We start from the raw sequence: 19,658 nt of genomic DNA on the forward strand, positions 1-19,658 counted from the left end.
TCTTGCCCGCGAAGAGGCCCTCAACTTCACCGCATAACATGAGAGAAGCCCCCATGCCCGGACTCAACAAAATCCTGATCGCCAACCGCGGTGAAATCGCCTGCCGCATCCAGCGCACCGCCCAGGCCCTGGGTTACCGCACCGTCGCGGTATTCAGCGATGCCGACGCCGATGCCCTGCACGTACAAATGGCCGACGAGGCCGTCAACATCGGCCCGGCCCCGGTGCAGCAGTCGTACCTGAACATCCCGGCCATCATCGACGCCGCCCGACGCACTGGCGCCGACGCGATCCACCCCGGCTACGGTTTCCTCTCGGAAAACGCCGGCTTCGCCCTCGCCTGCCGAGAGGCCAATATCACCTTCATCGGCCCCAGCCCCGATGCCATCGAGTTGATGGGCAGCAAGCGCCTGTCGAAACTCGCCATGCTCGCGGCCGGTGTACCTTGCATCAAAGGCTATCAGGACGCTGAACAGGACGACGCCACCCTCAGCCGCGAAGCAGAACGCATCGGCTATCCGCTGATGATCAAGGCCAGCGCCGGGGGTGGCGGGCGCGGGATGCGCCTGGTGCACGATGCCAGTGATTTGCTGGAGCAACTGCGCACCGCGCGCTCCGAAGCCCTGCACGGGTTTGGCAGCGATGAACTGATCCTCGAACAGGCGCTGATCGATCCGCGCCACGTCGAAGTTCAAGTGTTCGGCGACCAGCACGGCCACCTGATCTACCTCGGCGAACGCGACTGTTCGATCCAGCGCCGGCATCAGAAAGTCATCGAGGAAGCGCCCTGCCCGGTGATGACCACCGAACTGCGCCAGGCCATGGGCGAAGCGGCGCTCAAGGCCGGGCGTGCGGTGAATTATGTCAGCGCCGGCACCGTGGAGTTCCTGCTGGATGCGCGCGGGCAGTTTTACTTTCTGGAGATGAACACCCGGCTGCAAGTGGAACACCCGGTAACCGAACTGATCACCGGCCTCGACCTCGTTGCCTGGCAACTGCACGTCGCCGAAGGCCGACCGCTGCCACTGAATCAGGAGCAGGTGCAACTCAATGGGCACGCCATGGAAGTGCGCCTGTACGCCGAAGACCCGGCCCAGGGTTTCCTGCCGCAGACCGGGCAGATCAGTGCCTGGGAACCGGCGTTGCACGGTGGCGTGCGCATCGACCATGGCCTGATCGAAGGCCAGCACGTCAGCCCCTTCTACGACCCACTGCTGGGCAAGCTTATTGCCCACGGCGCCACCCGCGAAGAAGCCCGGCGCAAGCTGTTGCGGGCGGTGCAGGACAGCGTGCTGCTGGGCGTGCAAAGCAATCAGCGCCTGCTCGCCAGCCTGCTGCAACACCCGCAATTTATCAGCGGCGAGTTCAGCACCGGGTTTATCCCGACGCATTTTTCCGACCACCCTTGCCTGCATGCCCATCTCCCGAGCGCTGAAGAACTGGCCATTGCGGCGGCGCTGCTCTATCAGGCCTCAGCGCAACATCACACCGCCCCTTTGGCAGGCTGGCGCAACAACGCCAGTGTGCCGCTGCACTATCGCCTTGGCGTGGAAGCTCAGGACTGGACGGTGGAACTGAACGCGGTACCTGGCGAGCCCTACCGGCTTCAGGTCGGCGAGCGAACACTCGAACTGAAGCTCATCCACTGCGACGCACGCCAGGCCACCCTGGAAATCGACGGCATCCGCCAGCGTCATGCCTATCACCTCGACGCCGGGCAACTGTGGTTGTTCACCCGCCCCGGCAGCTTGCGTCTGGAGGATCGCACTCAACTGCCGGTCAGCAGCCAGGCCAGCGTCAGCTCCGGCACGCTCAAGGCGCCAATGGACGGGGCGATCGTCGATGTACTGGTCAGTGAGGGTAGCCCGGTCAGCAAGGGCCAGCTATTGGTGGTGTTGGAGGCGATGAAAATGGAGCATCCACTCAAGTCCGGCATCGACGGTGTGCTCAAGCGCTTGCAAGTCCGGGTCGGCGATCAGGTCAAAAATCGTCAGATTTTGCTGGAGGTCGAATAAGGCGCTAGGCGGATCCGCCGGGTTTGGCTACGCTCAAGCCCTATCAGCACGCGGATACCAGGAACCCTGCGATGCCTCACTGGTTGGTCATTGATCTGGAAGCCACCACCGATGAGGGCGGCTGGCCAGTTACAGAAATGGAAATCATCGAAATCGGTGCCACCCTGGTGGACCGAAAAGGTCGAGAACTGGATCAATTCCAGCGCTTCGTACGCCCGACGCGCCGGCCTTTGCTGACGCCGTTTTGTCGGGAACTGACCCACATCACCCAGGCCAACATCGATACCGCGCAGCCGTTGACCGAGGTCTGGCCGGCGTTCGAGCGCTGGCTCGGCCAGCATCATGCGCGCCTCGAAGGCTGGGTCAGTTGGGGCGACTACGATCGCAAGCAATTGCTCCAGGAATGGCAACGCCTGCAACTCGACAGCTACTTGAGCCAGGTGCCGCACATGAACCTCAAGCAGCGTTTCGCCAAGGCGCGGCGGTTAGAGCGCCCGCTGGGGCTCAACGGCGCGTTGCAACTGGCGGGCATGCAATTCAATGGTCAACAGCATCGGGCGCTGGAAGATGCACGCAATACCGCGCGGCTATTACCGCTGGTGCTTCCCCTCTAGGAAGGTGACGGCGCCAGGGGCGTTGTGCATACTGGCCGGCCCTTTTAAGCCCTTTTCGAGGAATCGCCCATGTTTAAAGTCAACGAGTACTTCGACGGCACCGTCAAGTCGATCGCTTTCGGCACTGCTGAAGGTCCGGCGACCATCGGCGTCATGGCCCCGGGCGAATACGAATTCGGCACCAGCCAGCGTGAAATCATGCACGTGGTGACCGGCGCCCTGAGCGTCAAACTGCCGGACAGCAGCGACTGGGAAACCTTCGCCGCCGGCAGCCAGTTCAACGTGCCAGCCAACAGCAAGTTCCAGCTGAAAGTGGCCGTCGACACCGCTTACCTGTGCGAATACCGCGGCTAAACCCCCGGATTTTCACAGTGCCAAAAAAATGCCCGTGTCCAACGACACGGGCATTTTTCATTCAGGGGCGGCTATTCGAGGATCGTCACCGGCATGCCGACTTCCAGCCGACCATTGCTGTCGTTGACCAGGTTCTGGCCGAACATCGCGCCGTCCTCCTCGGCACGATACTTTTGCAACGTGGCCAAGGGCTCGCGATCACCGCTGCGTTCACCGGTTTGCGGATCGATGGTGGTCAGGATGCACCGTGAGCACGACTTGACCACGCGGAACTCGACATCACCGATGCGAATGCGCTTCCAGCCATCCTCGGCATAGGCCTCACTGCCCTCGATGACCAGATTCGGCCGAAAGCGCAGCATTTCCAATGGACGTCCAACCTTTTGCGACAAGTCCTCCAGAGAAGCCTGGCCGATCAGCAACAGCGGAAAGCCGTCGGCGAAGGCCACTTGGTCGTCATCCTTGCCGTAGCCCGACTGAGTGGTGCGCGCACGATCCAGCGGCACTTGCACTAGCCGCGTCGGCTTGCCGATGAACTCACTGACCCAAGCCCCCGCCGCGTCGCCGGCATCCGGCACGCGCAAGGTGTCACGCCAAATGGTCACGCCGCGCAGTCCGGCGTCGCTGCCGGGCAAAGCGATATCGATCGGTGAATGACCAGGCGCGCTGAGGGTCAAGCCGCCGTCGGCATTCCACAGCGCCGACAACTGGCTCATCTGCGCCACCGCACGCTGGGTCAGGAAACGCCCGCTGGCCTCGTCCACCAGCATCCAGCGTCGATCCCCGTCCAGACCCAGTTTGTCGAGGCCGACTTGATGCAGGGTCTCGCCCTTGCCGGATTTCAACGGATAACGGTAAAGCGCGCTCAGACGCAACATGGCCAGCTCCCTGGTGGGCAAAAACGCCACCCTATACGAGCTTGATCGCTGAATCAAAGGCTGACTCTGCGCCAGCCTTTGTAGTCGGGATCAGGCCGGTACTTCGTCGAGCATCAGGCGCTGGCGCACCACGTCGACGAGTTTGTCTGGCTGAAACTTGGAGAGGAAGTTGTCGCAGCCGACCTTCTTGACCATCGAGTCGTTGAAACTGCCCGACAACGAGGTGTGCAAGACCACGTAAAGGCCACGCAGGCGCGGGTCGTTACGGATCTCGGTGGTCAAGCGGTAGCCGTCCATTTCCGGCATTTCGGCGTCGGTGAAGATCATTAGCAGCTTGTCAGTCATGACCACGCCGGTATCGGCCCAGGCCTTGAGCATGTTCAGTGCCTTCAGGCCGTCGCTGGCGATGTGCATCTTCACGCCCAACTGGCCGAGGGTGTCGCGCAATTGCGAGAGCGCCACATTGGAGTCGTCCACCAGCAACACTTCACGCCCGCGGGCGCGTTCCAGGATCGGGTCATCCAGTTTGTCCTTGGACACCTTGGCGTTGTACGGGACGATTTCGGCGAGGACTTTTTCCACGTCGATGATTTCCACCAACTGGTCATCGACCTTGCTGATGGCCGTCAGGTAATGCTGGCGACCGGCGCTGGTCGGCGGCGGCAGAATTGCTTCCCAGTTCATGTTGACGATGCGGTCCACGCCACCGACCAGGAACGCCTGTACCGAACGGTTGTACTCGGTGACGATGATGGTACTGGTTGGGCTTGGCACCAACGGACGCATGCCGATGGCCTGGGACAGGTCGATCACCGGTAGCGTCTGGCCACGCAGGTTGACCACGCCGCAGACAAACGGATGGCGCTGGGGCATCAGGGTCAGTTTCGGCAGTTGCAGCACTTCTTGAACTTTGAAAACGTTGATCGCGAACAATTGCCGCCCGGCCAGCCGGAACATGAGAATTTCCAGGCGATTCTCACCCACCAGTTGCGTGCGTTGGTCTACCGTGTCGAGAATGCCGGCCATCAATGACTCCTGGGCTTGTTCTGATGAATTCACTAAAGAGGGTTATCGGCTGTTATTGCTAGAGCTTGACCCCCCGACAAAATGCCATGTCCAAGCATTGATGTCACATTAACATCATGCTTTACTGGCCTTGTGATTTCATCTGCTTCATTCCCTGTCGCGCGACCTCAGTTTGCACGATAGGTTCCCCTGCGTAAGGGATTCCCCTAGTAACAATCAGGCCCAACCTGATATTCGCAATATCCAATAGCCATTAATGTGACGCCATTCTCATTGCATGAACGGAGTCAGGCTTTTGTGTGCGATCGCAGGTCAGTGGCCCTCCACCCTCTCGAGTTCTCCAGCGCACGCAAAAGCGGGCCGGAGTGCGCTCGGGCGACAACTCGTGATCATCGACACACACGACATTCCCTCATCAGACGTGACGTGGTGGAGATAAGCATGCCGAACGACCATAAAGAGGGGGCTCAACGCCTTCCCGAGTTTCTCGTCGAGGCTGAAACACTCCTGGCCAAGTCCGAGGAATGCCTCAGTCATCTGCAACTGATCAGCAATGATACGGATGCCATCGACTGCATGCTCAGCAGCCTGCTCAAACTGGCGAACAAGGCCGATGCCCTGGCGCTGGAAGCGGTTTCGGAGTTTTCGCTGCACATCCATGGCTTGTTGAACCATGCCCAACATCACATGGCCCTGCACGAGCAGGCCCTCGATGCGCTGAAAGACTGCTTTACGCTGATGGCCTGGCAACTTGAACTCATCGATCCAAAAACTGGCCAGTTGACGCTCGATGACAGCGAGCAGGCATCGCTGATCGAAGCCTTCGCCTTTCAGGTCGGACAAAGCCGGTTTCAACCACCGGTCCACGCCAAACCGCTCACCCTCGTGGCGTTCTCGGAACGGCAGGCTTAAATTTGTCGGGCAACTATGCGCCGCCTGGTTTTCGTATTCCCAGACCCGACTCAGTAACTTGATCGCCTATGTCGCAATTGAATATTTCATACCTGTCAACGACAGCTCAATAACCAATCATTATTTTTGTCGAGCGCGGACTATCTGTTTCGGGCTCAGGTAGCGCCTGACTTTAAAATAAAATCCTGGCGCCCCCACTATATTCGAACGAAAAAAAACCAAACTTTTTCCATTATGGAACAAACGTCCTGACACCTAATTCCTGACTGTATGGACATATATACCAAACGCGACCAACGGTATCTAAAGTGGTATTATGCCGGCCGTTAGTTGGCTTCAATTAATGGCACCGAGATTCAAGACGAGAGCAGCCCGCTAAACTTCATCGCTGGATTTCGTCTTCTGGTTTGCCCGTTGAAGCCGGTGAATTACCCAACAGTTTTTCAGACAGAGACCCGTCAGCCCTCATGGCCGGTCTGCCCGCAGCGAACATCCATTGGCTCCATCTGCTATGTACGCCAGCCTCAAGTCAATCACCACGTGGCCACCTTCCCGAGTAAACGCGCGCCGGTTCACGCTGTTGCTGTGTACCTGCTCGGCGCTTGGCAGCCTGCTGGTCTATGGCTTCTCCACTCGCCTGCCGGTGAGCCTGTTGGTGCTTAACCTGGCAGCACTGGCCTGTGTCTGGGTCGGGCATCGCCTGTCGCGCAAGTCGATCAAGTTTCAACCTCAAGAATTGGCCGACCGCCTTCTGGAAGTACAGGAAAACGAACGCCATCGGCTCAGCCGCGAGTTGCATGACGACATCGGCCAGTTGCTGACGGCGGCAAAACTCCAAAGTGAATGGCTCAAGCGCCGTCTGCCCGAAGAACTGCAGGGCCAATGCTCGGTGCTCTGTGAAACCCTGGAAGAAACCTTGACCAAGGTGCGTGACGTCTCGGCCATCCTCAACCCCCGACAGCTGACCAGCCTTGGGCTGGAGGCCAGCCTGCGGGCACATTTGCTCAAGACCCTGGCCAATACCTCGGTGCACTGGAGCCTGGAATGCCATCAGCGCCTGACCGGCATTCCGGAAGAAATGGCTGTGGCCGCCTTTCGAATTACCCAGGAAGCGGTGACCAACATACTGCGCCATGCCGACGCCAGGAATTTGCTGGTGCGCGTGCAGCGCCTGCCCCAGGGCCTGACTCTGCTGATCAGCGACGACGGCCTGGGCTTTGCGCCCGCGGCAAACCCCGGGCGCGAGGGGCAACGCGGCATGGCCGGGATGTCGGAACGGATCGAACAATTGGGCGGGACCTTGGCTGTGACCAGCGAACCGGGCAAAGGCACTCAAATCGAAGCACTTTTCCCCTGGGCGCCCCGTGCGCTTGAGCGGGCCAGTACGAATAAGGTTATGCGTTGACTTGTAACTTACTTCTGGTGGATGACCACTCGCTTATCCGGGCAGGCGTACGCGCTCTGGTGCTGGATATTCCCGGCTATGCGGTAGTCGGCGAAGCCAATGACGGCTCGCAACTGCTGGAGATGGTCGAGCAACTGTCCCCGGACATCATCCTGCTGGATATTTCCATGAAGGAAACCGGCGGCCTCGAAGCCTTGCAGCGCCTCAAAAGGGTTCGGCCACAAAGCAAGGTGCTGATCCTGTCGATGCACACCGACCCGGCGCTGATCATGCAGGCACTGGAATCCGGGGCTCATGGCTACTTGCTCAAGGACACCACGGCCACCGAACTCGAACACGCCCTGGACGCCTTGCGCAACAATGAGCGCTACCTGAGCCCGGCCATCGCCCACACCGTGATCAACCAGGCGTTGACCCGCAACCAGAAAAACCAGCCGCCCATCCCGGACTCCCACAACCTGACCGCACGCCAGCTGGAAATCCTGCGACTGATCGTTCGTGGCAAATCCACTCGGGAAATCGCCAACGGCCTGGGCCTGAGCATCAAGACCGTCGAAACCCACCGCTCGCAGATCATGAAACGCCTGCAGATCTACGACGTGGCGGGCCTGGTGCTGTTCGCCGTGCGTGAACAAATCATCAGCCTGGACGATTGACCGCCTGCGATGAACCCAGCAACGGCGAGTTCGGCGGCAGGTGCACGCGCAATGCCGCCGGACGCGCTTCGAAACGCAAGTTGTCACCCTCCAGGGGCTCGCCATCGAGGTTGATGTGCAGGCCTTCCGACACCTTGATCTCGACCCACGGCAAACGGGCCCGCACGAACATGTTGTCGATGCCGAAGCCCTCGGTCAGCAAATTTTTCAACGTGCCAACCACCTCCTGCGGTGCCGGCAGAATGCTGATGTCCAGCAGTCCATCGTCCGCCAGCGCCTCCGGGCACAACACACGGCCGCCGCCGGCCTGTCGGCCATTGCCGATACCCAACGCCAACAGCTCGCCACGCCAGTGAAAGTCCGGCCCCTGCAATTCGCCATAGGCTGCATGCAATTCGCTGAAGCGCGATAAACCGGTGAACAGGTAGGCCGCCCCTCCCAGGATCTTTTTCAGGTCCTCCGAGGTATTGGCCGTGACGTTACTGCCAAAACCGCCGGTGGCCATGTTTAGAAACACTTGTCCGCCGACCTCGCCCAAATCGATCGGCACCGGCGCGCTGTCCAGAAGCTCCAGGGCCTGGGCAGGCTCCAGCGAGATGCCGGCGGCACGCGCGAAATCGTTGGCGGTGCCCAAGGGCAGTAGCACCAGGCTGGCCTCGTTCGAATGCGCCGCCATGGCTTCGGCAATATCGCGTAACGTGCCGTCACCGCCACCGGCAATCACTTGCCTGTAACCGGCTGCCAGCGCTTCATCCACCAGACGCCGGGCATCACCGGCCTCCCAGGTCACCCGAACGGCCAGTTCCCACCCCTGCTTGCGCTTGCCTTCAACCGCCGCGCGGACTTCTTCGTTGAGTGCCTGCTTACCATGCAGAATCAACAGCGCCTTGCGCTCACCCATTGCGATCACTCCCATAATTGGCATCCGTATGCGAGATGTTGACCTCACAGGCACGCAAAAAAGTCAGCTGAACTTGAATAAATTCGAAGTCACAGCGTCTTGCGTCCTACAGAGCGGTATTTTTTCTTACAAAACGTGAGGAATCGGCTCAATTGACCGAGCAGGATGATTGGTACACCTTGGGGGCTTGCGGTATCAATCATCAAATTACAAACACACAAGGATGTGCACGCAATGAATGCAAACGCCCTAAGGGCTCAACAGGCTGATTTCAAAAACAGCGCAAAACCCGCTGGAGAAGTTGATATGGAACCTCGCGTCGTTGAACTGGAGACACACCTCAAATACATCCGCCGGGACATGGACGAAGTACGTGGTGACGTCAAATCCATCAAACACCGATTGGCCTATTCTGCCGGCGCAATCGGCGTGATTCTGGGGCTTCTGGGGTGGATCGCCAACAGCCGGTTCGAACAGGTCGTGACCCTTCTGACTCATTAAACGGCAGGCGTGGACGCCAGGCCCGGCTCGATCAACCGGGCTTGCAGTGTCATTCGATGGCAGGTATCAGCTCAAGACTTCACTCAAGGGAATGAAGTTGACGTAATCACCCTCGACCAGGGTGCGGCCTTCCAGCACTTCCACAAGGCCTTCGGCCCAAGCGGCGCTGCGCAGTACGCCAGAACTCTGATTCCGGTAAATGGTTGCCCTACCCTGTTCGAGCCGCCCGCGCAGGTACTCGCGTCGATTGCCAGCCTTGGGCCAGACAAAACCTGCCGGCACCTGGAAGGTCAGCGGCGTGACGTCTTCGACACCTTGGCGGCGCAGGAGATAAGGTCGGGCCAGCAAAGCGAAGGTCACCAGCGTCGAAGCCGGGTTGCCCGGCAAACCGATCACCGGCACGCCCCGGAAATGCCCGAATGTCAGCGGCTTGCCGGGTTTGATGGCGAGCTTCCACAGTGACAACTCCCCCTCCTCACGCAAGGCAATACCGAGGAAATCGGCTTCGCCCACTGACACACCGCCAGTGGACAGAATCAGGTCGACATGGGTCAGTTCGCCCAAGCGAGCGCGAGTCACCGCCAGATCATCCACCAGGATGCCGGCATCGATCACCTCACAGCCCAAACGCTGCAACCAACTGCACAACAACACCCGGTTGCTGTTGTAAATCTGCCCAGGCCCCAGGGCCTGGCCGGGTTCGATCAGTTCATCGCCGGTGGACAACACCGCTACACGCACTTTGCGTACTACATCCAGCTCGGCACGTCCCAGGGATGCAGCCAGCCCCTGCTCGATAGGGCCCAGACGCGTGCCCGCCGTCAGGACCAACTCACCGACCGTGGTTTCCTGGCCTTGGGGGCGAATGTTCTGGCCTGGGGTCATGGTTTCGGTGAACACCACACGTTCATCCGCCTGGACTTCGGCGTTCTCCTGCATTTCGACACAGTCGGCGCCCTCAGGCACCGGCGCACCGGTGAAGATTCGTGCGCAGGTCCCTGGCTGCAAGGGTTGCGGTGCCTGGCCAGCGAAAATCTTCTGGCTGACCACCAACGGTTCGCCGGTCCAGTCGGCCACGCGCAAGGCATAACCGTCCATGGCGCTGTTGGGCCAGGGCGGCAGATCGAGTGTCGAGACCAGATCCTCCGCCAGCACGCGCCCCTGAACCTGCGCCAACGGCAAGCGCTCACGTTCAAGAATTGGCGCCGCTTCGGCCATTTCCAGCAAACGCGCCAGCGCCACCTCGACAGGCATCAAACTGCCGGTCTTGCCAGGCTTACCCGCGGGATTCACAGGGTGCCGCCTGTTTCAGATGAGGGACGAAATTGCACGGACGGTGCCGCGAATCCAGCTGCTCGGCGAGGATGCCATCCCAACCGGTACGCACGGCGTTGGTCGAACCCGGCAAGCAGCAAACCAGCGTGCCGTTGGCCAAACCGGCCAATGCCCGGGACTGCACGGTCGAGGTACCAATGTCGGCCACGGAAATCTGCCGGAACAACTCGCCAAAACCATCGACCTGCTTATCCAGCAGGCAACTCACCGCTTCCGGTGTGCTGTCACGGCCGGTGAATCCGGTGCCGCCAGTGATCAACACGACCTGCACCACCTCATCAGCAATCCAGGTAGCGACTTGCGCGCGAATTTTGTAGAGGTCATCTTTAAGCAGCACCCGCGCCGCCAGGTTATGACCGGCAGCGCCCAGGCGGTCGACAAAGACCTGGCCGGAGGTGTCGGTTTCCAGGGTCCGGGTATCACTGACAGTCAGCACCGCGATGTTGAGCGGTGCGAAAGGTACATCAGCCTTGGCTTTCATAGGCTCGTCCAGTTGTAGGGGAAACAGCCCGGTGTTATATCACAGCGCCTCATTTTTTTGCCGCCCCCATGGAGAGCTGCCATGACTTCCAATACAGCGTTGCCGCCCTGTTCAATTCTGCTCCTGGCGGGTGGGCGCGGCCAGCGCATGGGCGGCCAGGACAAGGGGCTGATCGAGTGGCACGGCGAACCGCTGATTGCGCACTTGCACCGCAAGACCCGCGCGCTGAGCGATGACCTGATCATCTCCTGCAACAGAAACCAGGAAACCTACACGCCTTACGCCGATCAATTGGTGGTTGATGATCACGCCGGTTTTCCGGGGCCTCTGGCCGGTATCCGGGCCGGCCTGAAGGCGGCCCGTCATTCCCATCTGCTGGTACTGCCCTGCGATGTGCCGCGCATTGATGCCGCCCTTCTTCAAGGCATGCGCGAAACCGCTGCACTGCATCCGGATAAACCGTTGATGCTGCGCCACGGCGACCATTGGGAACCGCTGCTCTGCGTTATCCCCGTGGCCCTTTCGGAGGCGTTCGAAAATGCCTGGAACGAGGGTGAACGCAGCCCCGGCCGAATCATGCGACAGCTGGGCGCCACGGCCCTGCAATGCCCGGACAATGACCCTCGCCTGGCCAACCTGAACACGCCAGAACTGTTAAGTGCACACAACAGTGTGTCAGACTGACACGAGAAGGAACTTGCACGCGTTGCATACGTCTACAAGCTCAGTAACCAAAAGTATTCATATTCGGAGACACACTCATGACTCAACGGACCCTCGCCACTTTCATGCTCGCACTGGGCCTCGCCACCCTCGCCGGTTGCGCATCGCCAACAGTGATCACCTTGAATGACGGTCGTGAAATCCAGGCCGTCGACCAGCCTAAATACGATGAAGAGTCGGGTTTCTACGAGTTCGAACAGCTGGATGGCAAGCACACCCGCGTCAACAAGGATCAGGTTCGTACCGTTAAAGATTTGTAATCTTTGCGGCGATAACCGGATACAGAAAAGCCCGCTAAATGCGGGCTTTTTCGTGGCCGAAGAAAAATGTCGCGGGGTCACCACTGCAAGGTGATGTCGCTCTCGAAGCTACGCTCCTGACCGGTCACCGGGTCTACAAAGCGCAGTCCCTGGGCCAGCAGCTTCAAGGGATTGGCGTAGTCATCCTCGACATCCTTGAGCACCTGCGGATAGAACGGATCATTGCAGATGCTGGCGCCCAACGCCGTCATGTGCACCCGCAACTGGTGCTTCTTGCCGGTCACCGGGTAGAGCCCGTAACGCCAGAGTTCGCCGTTCTTTTCCCTGACCTCGACCGCCGTCTCGGTGTTGCTGACGCCCGGCCCCTCCTGCATACGGAAGAACGGCTCGCCCTCCACCAGTCGGCTTTTATGGACTAATGGAAAGGACAACTCAGGCAATGCCCTGGCAATGGCCTCGTAGCGCTTCTCGATCTGCCGCGTCGGAAACAGCGACTGATAAGCCGAACGTGTCTGCGGATTGGCGGAAAACAGCACCAGGCCCGCCGTATGCCGGTCGATGCGATGCAAAGGCACCAGATGGGGATTGTCCAAACGGCGGATCAACCGCCGCAGCAGGGTCTGTTCCACGTATTCGCCAGCGGGTGTCACCGGCAGAAAGTGCGGTTTGTCGGCGACTACCAAGTGTTCGTCGGCGTACAGGATCGTCTCGATCACCGGAATCGGTTTTTCGTCCGGCACCTCGCGGAAATAGTGAATCCGCAAGCCTTCCTTGTACGGCAGGTCAAGGGCGATCGGCAGGCCCTGGCCATCAAGAACCCGACCGCGCGCGATCCGGTCCAGCCATTGCTCACGACCGATAGCGCGAAAGTGTTCGCACAGGCAGTCGAGTACGGTCTGCCACGAGCCAGGTGGCAGGTAGAGGGTGCTGGCCTGGCTGTGCGCGGCGGAAAAAGATGAAGTGGACATACGAAAAACTCTAACCCTCAATGCAGAACGGCATTATCCAACAGTGATCGGATCGAACCTAGCAGAGAATCCTTAAGCCTGTATCGACTGTGCCCGCGCGGCCGCTTCGGTGAATTCCTTGAGCCAGCGCAGAACATCCACCGCTTCCCAGCGGCCGGGATCGTAAAGCGCGTACATCAACCCCTGATAACCCACGACATCCAGTTGCCGGTGATACCCCGCGCGCTGGAACAAGGCCTCGATTTCGGCAAAACAGGTGTTGAAATGCAGCTTGTTGAAGGGGGTCTTACCTTCGGTGACCAGGCCATCCAGGCGCAGCTCGATCACCGCCTCGCGTACCACATCGACCGACATCCGGTTCACGCTGTTCTTCAATTGTTCGACATTGACCACGGTTCATCCCTCTGACTAGCGGGATCACCTGGCCAAATCCGGAATAGGAGGATGCAAGGCAGGCAATCCGAATAACTGTATGAACATACAGTAACCGAATAACCTGTTTTTCGCCAATGAACGAACACAACACCGCGACGGGTGGGGAAGCCTCAGCGCAAGAACGCCACGACCTGCTCGGCATCGAAGGGCCAATCGAGTTCGGCGCCGGTGTCGAGGCGACGCAACACCGGGATGCGCAGACCGTAGTCTTCGACCCAGTCTTCGTTTTCCGAGATATCGACCAACTCGACCATCAAACCGTGCTCGACCAAGGGCATCAGTTCTTCTTCGGCAACTTCACACAGATGGCAACCCAAGGTGCCGAACAGCTGACATTCAGGAGGCATGACAAACAGACCCGATAAAGTAAGGCTTCATTCTAGGCCCCGTCGTCATAAACCGTCGAGCCAATGCCCGCCAAGGCCTGCAGACGTCTGCATCAGGCGACTTCAAAAGGTTTCGGCAATTTCCTGATGCATATCATTTGCCCTGAATCCCGTTTGCGCGATGCTCTGGCCTTTTTTTGCCTCTACGCTTGGGTTGCCCGAAGCCGTCACCGGAGTTTTTTGTGTTTGCCAATCTGTTGATCATCCTCGCCTCCTCCCTGGTGGTCATTGCCCTGTTCCGGCGCTTGCGTTTACCGCCGGTGCTGGGCTACCTCTGTGTGGGGCTGATGGTCGGGCCCACGGCGCTCGACTGGGTCAACGAAAGCGACGAATTGCCGGACCTCGCCGAACTGGGCGTGGTGTTTTTGCTGTTCTCCCTGGGTCTGGAGTTTTCCCTGTCGAAAATGCTCGCGCTGCGCCGGGTGGTGTTCGGACTTGGCAGCCTGCAAGTGTTAATTTCCGGGACGCTGTTGGGGATCTTGCTCATGCTGTTCGGCATGTCGGTCACCCCGGCCTTGTTGCTCGGTGCCGGTCTGGCGTTGTCGTCCACGGCCATCGTCAGCAAGGAGCTGGGCAGCCTGGGGGAGATATTCAGCAGCCACGGCCAGAACGCCATCGGCGTGTTGCTGTTCCAGGACGTGGTCGCGGTGTTGCTGCTGACTCTGGTGCCGGTGTTCGCCGGCAGCAGCGACCAAGCCTGGTATTGGGCGCTGCCCCTGACACTGGCCAAGACCGTGTTTTTGTTTGTCGGTCTGCTGCTGGCCAGTCGTTGGTTACTGCCCCGACTGTTCCAGGAAGTCGCCGCATCCCGTTCCGCGGAACTGTTCGTGTTGCTGGCCCTGGTGATTGTGCTGCTGACTGCCTGGCTGACCCATTTGCTCGGTCTCTCCCCTGCCCTCGGCGCCTTCCTCGCCGGCATGCTGCTGGGGGAAAGCCATTACCGGCATCAGATCGAGGCCGACATCCGCCCGTTCCGCGACATCCTGCTCGGATTGTTTTTCGTCAGTATCGGCATGTTGATCGACTTGCAGCTGTTTGCCAGCCATGGCTTGCTCATCCTCGGCCTGACCCTCGGGTTGCTGCTGATCAAGGGCAGCGTGGTGGCGCTGCTGGTCAAATGGCGTGGCAGCGATGGTGAGACCGCTTGGCGCAGCGGCCTGGCATTGGCCCAGGGCGGCGAGTTCTGCTTTGCCTTGATGGCGCAGATGCAGCAGCACAAGATGATGCCCGCCGACCTCAGTGGCCTGCTGCTGGCGGCGACCTTCTGCTCGATGCTGGTCACGCCGTTGTTGCTGCGCGCCGCGCCGCGTATCGCCGCCAGCCTGCACCGCAAGCCCAACGAAGAAGCGAAACTCGAAGAAATCAGTGCCCTCAATGCCAGCCTGAATGGCCATGTGGTGATTTGCGGTTACGGTCGCGTGGGGCAATCCATCGGGCGGTTCCTGCACAACGCGCAACAAACCTACATTGCTCTGGACAACGACCCCGTGCGGGTCCAGGAGGCCGCAGCCGGTGAAAGCAGCGTGCATTACGGCGACTCACGGCGCGGCGAGTTACTGGCCGCCGTCGGGCTGGAACGCGCCCGGTTGCTGGTGATCGCGGTGGACCAGACCGATATTGCGCTGCTGATCCTCAAGGAAGCGCGCCGATTCAACCCGAGCGTGCCGATCCTCGTGCGCACCCGGGACGACAGTCAGTGGGCCGAGCTGAAAGCAGCCGGCGCCAATGAAGTGGTGCCGGAGTTGCTGGAGTCGAGCCTGATGCTCGCCTCCCATGCGCTGATCATGCTCGGCTTGCCCGCACATCAGGTCCAGGAGCGGGTCGATCAGGTCCGGCATGACCGCTACAGCCTGCTGCACCGGTTTTATCCCGGTGCTGAAGATGAGGAGAACTAGTCTTGGCTGACGGCGCCGATCTTGTGCACCGACAAGTCTGCGCCGTAATACTCTTCTTCCTGGCTCAGGCGCAAACCATGGAACGCTTTGATCGTGCCGTACACCGCAAAGCCACCGGCCAGCGCCACGATCACGCCCAGCGAGGTGCCGATCAACTGGCTGATCAAACTCACACCGCCCAGGCCACCCAAGGCCGTTTGACCGAAAATGCCGCAAGCGATCCCGCCCCAGACACCGCACAAGCCATGCAACGGCCAGACGCCCAGCACATCATCGATGTGCCATTTGCCTTGGGCCGCGGTAAAGCACCAGACAAACAATGCGCCGGCAATCGCGCCGGTCAGCAGCGCGCCCACCGGGTGCATCAGGTCAGAACCGGCGCAGATCGCCACCAGCCCGGCCAACGGGCCGTTATGCAGGAAGCCCGGGTCATTGCGCCCGACGATCAACGCCGCGACGGTGCCGCCGACCATGGCCATCAACGAATTCACCGCCACCAGGCCACTGACGCCTTGCAACGTCTGCGCGCTCATGACGTTAAAACCGAACCAGCCGACGATCAGAATCCACGAGCCCAAGGCCAGGAACGGAATGCTCGATGGCGCGAACGCCACCAGTCGGCCGTCGCGATAACGTCCTTGGCGCGGCCCGAGCAACAGCACGGCCGCCAGCGCCAGCCAGCCGCCCATGGCGTGAACCACCACGGAGCCGGCAAAGTCATGGAAACTGGCGCCAAAGCGCTCGAGCAACCAGGCTTGCAAGCCGAAGTTGCCGTTCCAGATCATGCCCTCGAAAAACGGGTAGATGAACGCCACGATCAACGCCGTCGCGCACAACTGCGGAACGAAGCGTGCACGTTCGGCAATACCGCCAGAAATGATCGCCGGGATCGCTGCAGCGAAGGTCAGCAGAAAGAAGAACTTCACCAGCGCATAACCGTGATCGGCATTGATCACCGCCGCCGGTTGCATGAAAGTGACGCCGTAGGAAATCCAGTAGCCTATAAAGAAATAGGCAAGGGTCGAAATGGCGAAGTCGCTGAGGATCTTCGACAAGGCATTGACCTGATTCTTTTGTCGAACCGTGCCGACTTCCAGAAACGCGAACCCGGCGTGCATGGCCAGCACCATGACCGCACCGATCAAAATGAACAACGTATTGGAGCTATGGACCAGACTGTCCACAGCGCTTTGCAGATTTTCCATGGGGTTGGCAGACCTGAAGGCTAAAAAAGCACCAAAGCAGTTCGCGCAGGCAATCCATGCACCAAGTTGCGACTTGCCGGAACCAAGGTATTGATTCCAATGAACCGCTTTGGCGCACAAGGTCACGACCTTTGCGCGGGTTTTGATTATTTGAGTTATGGTTTTGCTCAAATCATGCCCAGCAACAGCGCAACGGCGCAGGCTGACGCACCATGACATAGCAAAAGTTGTACCAGTCATTTGTACTGAACCTTCGCCCAAGGCTCATACTCGAACGCATCAGAAGCCACTTACGGAGATCCACCCATGGCCAGCATCAAGGCAAAGACTGCTCAAGAAATCCTGATGAACGATTTTCAAACCCTGGTCAGCGACACCGAACGGTTGCTGGAACACACCGCGTCCCTGGCCGGCGATCAGGCCGATGAGTTGCGCGAACAGATCCACGACAGCCTGCTGCGTGCCCGGGAAACCTTGAAACTGACCGAAGATTCCCTGCGCCAGCGCGGCCAGGCAGCGGTCACCGCCACCGAAGACTACGTCCAGGCCAACCCATGGCAATCGGTCGGGATCGCCGCCGGCGTGGGCTTCCTGATTGGCCTGCTGGCCACACGGCGCTGATATGTCTATCGGCGAATCCGGCTCGTCCGCGACGGGCACCAGCGCTACAACGCGGCGCCTGGGTGCCGCATTTCTAGGGTTGCTGCACAGCCATGTCGAACTGTTCGGCATCGAATTGCAGGAACAGAAAGCACGCACCGTCAGCCTGTTGCTGTTTGCAGGCCTGGCACTGGTCTTTGCCTTGCTGTTGCTGGTGGGGTTGTCGACGCTGGTGATGATCCTGTTTTGGGACACCTATCGCCTGGCCGCGATCATTGGGCTTTGCGTGTTCTACACCCTGGCCGCGATTTTTTGCGGGATGCGCCTCAAAGCAGCCGTTTTCGATGAGTCCTCGCCCTTCCACGGTACTTTGGAAGAATTTGCCAACGACCGGGAGCGCCTGCTGCCATGAGCCTGCCTCAACTGCCTCACAACAGTTCGCGCACGGAAATGCGCAAGGCGCTGATCCGCTTGCGCATGGAAATGCACCGCCAGGAAATCCGCCAGGAATCACGGCAACTGCTGCAACCCTTGCAGCGGGTGCGCGGGATGACGCAAAACCTGCACGATGGCTTCGGCATCAAGCATGCCCCGCTCTGGGGCATGGCCGCCGTGACCCTGCTCGGTTTTCTGACCGGCAAAGGTGCGAAAAGCGGCGGCGTCAGCAGCGTGACCCGCCTGGTTCAGTTGGGCGCCAGCCTGGGCCCGCTGATCAAGCTCGTCATGCAGGGTTCTTCGCGTAAACCCTGATCGCACATTATCTGGCTGCATTCTTGCAATAACACCGGGATCAACCTCTTTATCGAGGGGTTCGATCCTGCGTGCCTCCCCGGTCATCAGGTTTATCCAAAAACAAGACCTTACTAAGGAGGCCTCGTGATCGACGGGCAACCGCTCGCCTGCTTTCAGCCGTTCATCGATACCGCCACCGGCCGTATCGCCGGCGTTGAAGCATTGGGTCGCCTGCGCCAGGCCGATGGTCAACTGACCTCCGTAGGGCCGCTGTTCGCCGACCCGCGAACCCCTGCCATCGCCCTGCGCCGCCTCGACCGGCAAATCCGCGATAACGCCCTGAGCCGTTTGCACGCGGCCCCTGCGGAATGGTTTCTGAGCCTGAACATGTCGCCGCGCTGGATCAGCCGCTTGCGCCCGGACCAGGCGTTGCCGAGTCTCAAGCAACTGGCCCGGCATGGGGTCGATCCGCAACGCATCGTCTTCGAAATCACCGAACTGGGCGGCGACAGCCAACGTCTAGCCGACGTGGTGGCGCGCTACCGCCAGGCCGGCGCGCGGATCGCCATCGATGACTTCGGTGCCGGTTACTCGCAACTCGATCGCGTGCTGGCCTTGCAACCGGACATTCTCAAGCTCGACATGCGCCTGTTTCAGGCCGCCGCCCTCGGCGGGCCGAGCAGCGATGTGGTCAAGGCCCTGGCGCTGATGGCCGAGAAAACCGGGTGCTGGATCATCGCCGAAGGCGTGGAGACCGAAGCCCAGTTGAATTTCGCCCTGGAGTGCGGCTCACGCTATGTGCAGGGTTTTCTGTTCGCCCGGGCGCAAAGCGATTTCTTTGCCACCGACGCCTTCGTCGAGCAGTTCGCACAACTTCGTCAGCGCTACGTGCAGCGCAAGCTCGTAGAGCGCGGCCAACTGATGGTCATGCGCCGCCAACTCAGCGAACTGATGGCGATCCTGCAGGACTGGGCCCAGGCCCGCGCCCCCCTCAGTGCCCTGCCCCAACTGGACGCTTTTCCCTGGCTGTTGCGCTTCTACCAATGCGACCGTCACGGCACGCAACTGACGCCCAACCTCGAATGGCGCAACAACGCCTGGGAAGCCGACAATCGCTACCTGGGCCACAACTGGTCATGGCGGCCGTACTTTTATCACCTGTTGGCCGAGGGTTGGGATGAGCGACGGCTGACCCTTTCCAATACCTACCGCGATGCCACCAGCAACCAGTATTGCCTCACCGCCGGACAGTTTTTCGATAACGGCGAGCGACTGCTGCTCATCGATATCGACGCCGCCGGGCTGTAGTTCCGCTTGCAGGCGATGATGCGAGACAGGACACTGGGCCATCAGTCCCTTGACGGAGAGAACCAGCC

Annotated in this window: 23 protein-coding genes; 14 read left to right on the forward strand and 9 right to left on the reverse strand. The window is 60.0% G+C overall.

The features are described 5' to 3' along the window. The first annotated feature begins 53 nt into the window (after window positions 1-53). The 3 genes from ACA071_RS21795 to ppnP all read left to right on the forward strand — a co-directional run bounded on the left by ACA071_RS21795 (window position 54) and on the right by ppnP (window position 2,983). Window positions 54-2,015, forward strand: coding sequence for an acetyl/propionyl/methylcrotonyl-CoA carboxylase subunit alpha (locus ACA071_RS21795; protein WP_497641053.1), 1,962 nt, complete (start codon window positions 54-56; stop codon window positions 2,013-2,015). Between the two features lie 71 nt (window positions 2,016-2,086). Further along, the gene (locus ACA071_RS21800; RefSeq protein WP_497641054.1) at window positions 2,087-2,629 is read left to right on the forward strand and encodes a 3'-5' exonuclease; all 543 of its coding nucleotides are present in this window, start codon (window positions 2,087-2,089) and stop codon (window positions 2,627-2,629) included. Between the two features lie 69 nt (window positions 2,630-2,698). Continuing rightward, window positions 2,699-2,983, forward strand: coding sequence for a pyrimidine/purine nucleoside phosphorylase (gene ppnP / locus ACA071_RS21805; RefSeq protein WP_149661813.1), 285 nt, complete (start codon window positions 2,699-2,701; stop codon window positions 2,981-2,983). A gap of 71 nt (window positions 2,984-3,054) precedes the next feature. Here the strand turns inward: ppnP and ACA071_RS21810 are convergent, their stop codons facing one another. Both ACA071_RS21810 and ACA071_RS21815 read right to left on the reverse strand, forming a co-directional pair. Next, window positions 3,055-3,861 (reverse strand): MOSC domain-containing protein, encoded by an 807-nt coding sequence (locus tag ACA071_RS21810; RefSeq protein WP_497641055.1) that lies wholly within the window; start codon window positions 3,859-3,861, stop codon window positions 3,055-3,057. Window positions 3,862-3,951: 90 nt separating this feature from the next. Continuing rightward, window positions 3,952-4,887: a chemotaxis protein CheV gene (locus ACA071_RS21815; RefSeq protein WP_497641056.1), complete on the reverse strand. Its 936-nt coding sequence runs from the start codon at window positions 4,885-4,887 to the stop codon at window positions 3,952-3,954. 441 nt (window positions 4,888-5,328) lie between these two features. Between ACA071_RS21815 and ACA071_RS21820 the strand changes: the two genes are divergently transcribed. From ACA071_RS21820 to ACA071_RS21830, 3 genes are all read left to right on the forward strand, one after another. Continuing rightward, window positions 5,329-5,799: a hypothetical protein gene (locus ACA071_RS21820; protein WP_497641057.1), complete on the forward strand. Its 471-nt coding sequence runs from the start codon at window positions 5,329-5,331 to the stop codon at window positions 5,797-5,799. 511 nt (window positions 5,800-6,310) lie between these two features. Further along, window positions 6,311-7,204, forward strand: coding sequence for a sensor histidine kinase (locus ACA071_RS21825; protein ID WP_497645365.1), 894 nt, complete (start codon window positions 6,311-6,313; stop codon window positions 7,202-7,204). Further along, entirely contained in the window at window positions 7,201-7,860 is a 660-nt protein-coding gene (locus ACA071_RS21830; protein ID WP_497641058.1) for a response regulator, read from the forward strand. Before ACA071_RS21825 ends, ACA071_RS21830 begins: the two co-directional genes overlap by 4 nt. Here ACA071_RS21830 and yegS read toward each other — a convergent pair. Then, a complete protein-coding gene (gene yegS / locus ACA071_RS21835; protein WP_497645366.1) occupies window positions 7,844-8,761 on the reverse strand; it encodes a lipid kinase YegS in 918 nt (305 codons plus the stop codon). The two genes, ACA071_RS21830 and yegS, sit on opposite strands and share 17 nt — an antisense overlap. Window positions 8,762-8,995: 234 nt before the next feature. Here yegS and ACA071_RS21840 point away from each other — a divergent pair, with 234 nt between their 5' ends. Next, window positions 8,996-9,262: a hypothetical protein gene (locus ACA071_RS21840; RefSeq protein WP_497641059.1), complete on the forward strand. Its 267-nt coding sequence runs from the start codon at window positions 8,996-8,998 to the stop codon at window positions 9,260-9,262. Window positions 9,263-9,328: 66 nt separating this feature from the next. On the opposite strand, the gene ACA071_RS21845 is transcribed toward ACA071_RS21840, so the two are convergent. After that, window positions 9,329-10,516 (reverse strand): molybdopterin molybdotransferase MoeA, encoded by a 1,188-nt coding sequence (locus ACA071_RS21845; RefSeq protein WP_497645367.1) that lies wholly within the window; start codon window positions 10,514-10,516, stop codon window positions 9,329-9,331. Window positions 10,517-10,538: 22 nt separating this feature from the next. After that, entirely contained in the window at window positions 10,539-11,078 is a 540-nt protein-coding gene (gene moaB / locus ACA071_RS21850; protein WP_497641060.1) for a molybdenum cofactor biosynthesis protein B, read from the reverse strand. A gap of 81 nt (window positions 11,079-11,159) precedes the next feature. Here moaB and mobA point away from each other — a divergent pair, with 81 nt between their 5' ends. After that, on the forward strand, window positions 11,160-11,762 hold the full coding sequence (gene mobA, locus ACA071_RS21855) for a molybdenum cofactor guanylyltransferase MobA (protein ID WP_497641061.1): 603 nt from the start codon (window positions 11,160-11,162) through the stop codon (window positions 11,760-11,762). 77 nt (window positions 11,763-11,839) lie between these two features. Further along, window positions 11,840-12,061 carry a YgdI/YgdR family lipoprotein gene (locus ACA071_RS21860; protein WP_133838227.1) on the forward strand — a complete coding sequence of 74 codons (222 nt, stop codon included), beginning with the start codon at window positions 11,840-11,842 and terminating at the stop codon, window positions 12,059-12,061. A gap of 77 nt (window positions 12,062-12,138) precedes the next feature. On the opposite strand, the gene ACA071_RS21865 is transcribed toward ACA071_RS21860, so the two are convergent. The 3 genes from ACA071_RS21865 to ACA071_RS21875 form a co-directional block, all read right to left on the reverse strand. Then, window positions 12,139-13,029, reverse strand: a complete 891-nt coding sequence (locus ACA071_RS21865) for a pseudouridine synthase (protein WP_497641062.1) — start codon at window positions 13,027-13,029, stop codon at window positions 12,139-12,141. Window positions 13,030-13,101: 72 nt separating this feature from the next. Continuing rightward, window positions 13,102-13,422, reverse strand: coding sequence for a transcriptional regulator (locus ACA071_RS21870; protein WP_497641063.1), 321 nt, complete (start codon window positions 13,420-13,422; stop codon window positions 13,102-13,104). A 152-nt stretch (window positions 13,423-13,574) separates the two neighbouring features. Further along, window positions 13,575-13,811 carry a glutaredoxin family protein gene (locus ACA071_RS21875; RefSeq protein WP_497641064.1) on the reverse strand — a complete coding sequence of 79 codons (237 nt, stop codon included), beginning with the start codon at window positions 13,809-13,811 and terminating at the stop codon, window positions 13,575-13,577. A gap of 221 nt (window positions 13,812-14,032) precedes the next feature. On the opposite strand from ACA071_RS21875, the gene ACA071_RS21880 reads away from it, so the two are divergent. Then, window positions 14,033-15,745 carry a cation:proton antiporter gene (locus tag ACA071_RS21880; RefSeq protein WP_497641065.1) on the forward strand — a complete coding sequence of 571 codons (1,713 nt, stop codon included), beginning with the start codon at window positions 14,033-14,035 and terminating at the stop codon, window positions 15,743-15,745. On the opposite strand, the gene ACA071_RS21885 is transcribed toward ACA071_RS21880, so the two are convergent. Next, window positions 15,742-16,950, reverse strand: coding sequence for an ammonium transporter (locus tag ACA071_RS21885; protein WP_497641066.1), 1,209 nt, complete (start codon window positions 16,948-16,950; stop codon window positions 15,742-15,744). The two genes, ACA071_RS21880 and ACA071_RS21885, sit on opposite strands and share 4 nt — an antisense overlap. 306 nt (window positions 16,951-17,256) lie before the next feature. On the opposite strand from ACA071_RS21885, the gene ACA071_RS21890 reads away from it, so the two are divergent. From ACA071_RS21890 to ACA071_RS21905, 4 genes are all read left to right on the forward strand, one after another. Further along, window positions 17,257-17,571: an ElaB/YgaM/YqjD family protein gene (locus ACA071_RS21890; RefSeq protein ID WP_497641067.1), complete on the forward strand. Its 315-nt coding sequence runs from the start codon at window positions 17,257-17,259 to the stop codon at window positions 17,569-17,571. Window position 17,572: 1 nt separating this feature from the next. Next, a complete protein-coding gene (locus tag ACA071_RS21895) occupies window positions 17,573-17,962 on the forward strand; it encodes a phage holin family protein (protein ID WP_497641068.1) in 390 nt (129 codons plus the stop codon). Beyond that, window positions 17,959-18,300: a hypothetical protein gene (locus ACA071_RS21900; protein ID WP_497641069.1), complete on the forward strand. Its 342-nt coding sequence runs from the start codon at window positions 17,959-17,961 to the stop codon at window positions 18,298-18,300. The genes ACA071_RS21895 and ACA071_RS21900 overlap by 4 nt, the downstream gene beginning before the upstream one ends. Before the next feature lie 126 nt (window positions 18,301-18,426). Beyond that, a complete protein-coding gene (locus ACA071_RS21905) occupies window positions 18,427-19,590 on the forward strand; it encodes an EAL domain-containing protein (RefSeq protein ID WP_497641070.1) in 1,164 nt (387 codons plus the stop codon). Window positions 19,591-19,658: the final 68 nt, after the last annotated feature.

Source organism: Pseudomonas sp. LBUM1646 (genome assembly GCF_059716165.1).